Raw genomic sequence first — 1,533 nt, 5'->3', positions numbered from 1 at the left:
GTAGTTGCCGGCGTCGGTGCCGGTGAGCGTATAACCGCTGACCAGGACGGCCTTGTTCACCCCGACATTCTTGTCGGCGAAAGAGGCCGAGACCGTACCGGCCACCGAGACCACATCCGAGCCGAAGGCCGAGACAGTCGCCGTGCCGGCCAGGGTGGCGGCGGTGCTGCCATCGTAGGTGCGCGACTGCGCACTGACGCCACCCACGGTCAGGTTGGCCTTGCTGATATTGGCGCTCAGACCGCTTGGCAAGATCAGGTTGTAATTGCCGGCATCGGTACCGGTCAGCGTATAGCCGCCCACGGTGACGCCCTTGCCCGTGCCCACGTTCTTGTCTGCGAAGCTGCCCGTGCCGGTCCCCGCTACGCTGACGGTGTCGCTGCCGAGTGCGGTCACGCTGGCCGTTCCGCTCAGCGTTGCGGCGGTGGTGCCATCGTAGGTCTTGTTGTTGGCCGTCACCCCCGACAGGTTGAGGTTGGCCTTGCTGATGGTGGCGACCAGGCCGGTGGGCGCGACCAGGTTGTAATTGCCGGCATCCGCGCCGGTGAGCGTATAGCCGCTCACGGTGACCGCCTTGACGCCCGCGTTCTTGTCCGCGAAGCTGCCGGTTCCGGTCCCGGCTACGCTGACCACGTCGCTGCCGATGGCCGACACACTGGCCGTTCCGCTCAGCGTCGCGGCGGCGGTGCCATCATAGGTCTTGTTGTTGGCCGTCACCCCCGACACGTTGAGGTTGGCCTTGGTGATGGTGGCGACCAGGCCCGTGGGCTGGCTGATCAGGTAATTGCCCGCATCGGCGCCGGACAGTGTATAGCCGCTGACCGTCACGGCCTTGTTGGTGCCGACGTTCTTGTTGGCGAAGCTGCCCACACCACTGCCACCCAGGCTCACGTCATCCCCGCCGACGATGCCGAAGAAACTCACACCCGAGGTGTTGAGCGTGGCCGTCGTCGAACCGTCATAGACCTTGTCGGAGGCAGTCACGCCGCTCACGGTCAGCGCCTTGGCGGTCACGCTGATGCTGCTGCCGCTGGTACCCAGGGCGTTGTAGTTGCTGGCCAGTCCACCGTTGCTGCTGCTCCCCAGCGACAGGCCCGTGACACTGGCCAGGGCCGCGCCGCTCTGCACGTTCTTGCTGGCCAGGTTGCCGCTGCTGCCGCTGCCGGCCACGGTAAAGGTTTCACCATGCACGCCGGTAGCGGTCAGTTGCGTGCCGTCGATGGTGGTAGTGCCGTCATAGGTCTTGCTGCCCGACAGGCTCAGGTTGGCCTTGTTGATGGTGCCGCTCAGCGAGGGCTGGTTGAGCACATAGTTGGCACTGCTGCTGCCACCCAGGGTATAGCTGCCCAGTGTGACGGCCTTGGTGCCGGCGTTGGCATCGGCAAAGTTGGCTGTGGCCGAGCTCAGGTTCAAGCTCAAGCTATCGCCACCGATCATGCCACTGAAGCCGGCGGTGCCGCTGAGAGTGGCTGCGGTGGTGCCGTCATAGGTCTTGCTCACCACACTCAGACCCGTCACGTCCACGCTCTTGGG

At 65.2% G+C, this 1,533-nt stretch carries 1 protein-coding gene; it reads right to left on the bottom strand.

What is annotated here, in order from left to right:
- Positions 1-1,524: YDG domain-containing protein (locus tag I5W_RS12655; protein WP_256380777.1), on the bottom strand; the 1,524-nt coding region annotated here is incomplete at its 3' end.
- Positions 1,525-1,533 lie beyond the last annotated feature (9 nt).

The sequence above is a fragment of the Herbaspirillum sp. B65 genome (genome assembly GCF_000333555.1).
GTDB lineage: Bacteria > Pseudomonadota > Gammaproteobacteria > Burkholderiales > Burkholderiaceae_D > Herbaspirillum > Herbaspirillum rubrisubalbicans.
The sequence above is the reverse complement of the archived record's forward strand: the minus strand, read 5'-3'. Positions and strand labels throughout refer to the sequence as shown.